This window comes from Bacillus sp. C30, from assembly GCF_040838255.1.
GTDB classification, from domain to species: domain Bacteria; phylum Bacillota; class Bacilli; order Bacillales; family Bacillaceae_G; genus Bacillus_A; species Bacillus_A mycoides.
In genome coordinates this window covers 1-1,790 of the sequence record NZ_JBFPJH010000560.1, presented here as the reverse complement: position 1 = coordinate 1,790, position 1,790 = coordinate 1, and the positions used below count along the sequence as shown (strand labels likewise).

The window sequence follows — 1,790 nt, the reverse complement described above, 5'->3', positions numbered from 1 at the left end:
CTATTATAGAGAGTTTCTCAAAAAGAAAAGATCTTCACAGTCTGTGAAGATCTTTTCTACTATTTCTTATAAAGTTTCAGAAGTAGTTTTTGCTTGCATGTGAAGTGCTAAGTAGTCAGGACCACCAGCTTTAGAGTCTGTACCAGACATGTTAAAGCCACCGAATGGTTGGTAACCTACGATTGCACCAGTACATCCACGGTTGAAGTATAAGTTACCAACGTGGAAGTCTTCACGTGCTTTTTCAATATGGTCACGGTTGTTAGTAACAACTGCTCCTGTTAAACCGTATTCTGTATTGTTTGCAATTGCAAGTGCATGATCAAAGTCTTTTGCTTTACAGAATGCTACTACTGGTCCGAAGATTTCTTCTTTCATTAAGCGAGCATCTTCTGCAACGTCAGCAACGATTGTTGGTTGGATGAACCAGCCTTTAGAATCGTCTCCTTCGCCACCTGATACGATTTTACCTTCTTCTTTACCAATTACAACATAGCTCATTACTTTATCGAATGCAGCTTGGTCATTAACAGGTCCCATGTTAATATCTTTTGCATCTGGGTTACCTACTGTTAATTCTTTTGTTAATTCAACAGCACGATTTAATACATGATCGTATACATCTTCATGGATTACTGCACGAGAACATGCAGAACATTTTTGTCCTGAGAATCCGAATGCTGATGCAACGATAGATTTAGCTGCTAATTCAAGATCTGCCTCTTTATCAACAACGATTGTATCTTTACCGCCCATTTCAGCGATAACACGTTTTAACCAAATTTGTCCCGGGTTTACTTTTGCTGCACGTTCGTAAATACGAATACCTACATCGCGAGATCCAGTAAAGCTAACGAAACGTGTACGAGGGTGATCTACTAAGTAGTCACCAACTTCAGAGCCATTACCTGGAACGAAGTTTACTACGCCAGCTGGTAAACCAGCTTCTTCTAATACTTCCATAAATTTCGCTGCTACTACAGGAGTTGTACTAGCTGGTTTTAGTAATACTGTGTTACCAGAAACTAAAGCAGCTGTTGTCATACCTGCCATAATTGCGAATGGGAAGTTCCAAGGAGAAATGATAACACCTACTCCTAATGGAATGTAAGAGAAACGATTATATTCAATTGGACGGCTTTCTACTGGAATACCGTCTTTTAATTTCAACATTTGACGAGCATAATATTCCATAAAGTCGATTGCTTCTGCTGTATCAGCATCTGCCTCATTCCATGGTTTACCTGCTTCTTTTACAAGAATAGCAGAGAACTCATGTTTTCTACGACGAACGATTGCTGCAGCACGGAATAAAATATCTGCACGCATTTCTGGTTTTGACTTTCTCCAAGTTTGGAATGTTGCATCCGCTACTTGCATTGCTTTTTCAGCTAATTCACGGCTTGCTTTTGAAACACGACCAACAAGTTCCTCTTTATTTGCAGGGTTTACAGAAACAATTTTGTCTTCTGTAGTGATTTTTTCTCCCCCGATAATTAATGGATAGTCTTGTCCAAGATAAGATTCTACTTTCTTTAAACCCTCTTCAAACGCTAATTTATTAGCCTCTACTGAAAAATCTGTAAATGGCTCATGTTTGTATGCTACTACCATCTTTTTAGCCTCCCCTTAGAAAAACGTTTACATTTTACAACATTATTCTACACGATAATTTAGATTTATTCAAATATTCCTAGACTTATATTTTAAAAATTAATAAATTTTTAAAATATAATAAAAAAATAGAGATTCATACATACGTATGAATCTACAAAATATGAGTATATTCC

At 37.2% G+C, this 1,790-nt stretch carries 1 protein-coding gene; it reads right to left on the bottom strand.

What is annotated here, in order from left to right; genetic code table 11:
• Nucleotides 1-66 precede the first annotated feature (66 nt).
• Complete coding sequence (gene pruA / locus AB3X49_RS22825; protein ID WP_367964925.1) at nt 67-1,614, bottom strand: L-glutamate gamma-semialdehyde dehydrogenase; 1,548 nt, start codon at nt 1,612-1,614, stop codon at nt 67-69.
• Nucleotides 1,615-1,790 lie beyond the last annotated feature (176 nt).

Excerpts from the sequence above, each read along its gene's own strand:
- pruA (WP_367964925.1), bottom strand. The coding sequence starts at position 1,614 with ATGGTAGTAGCATACAAACATGAGCCATTTACAGATTTTTCAGTAGAG.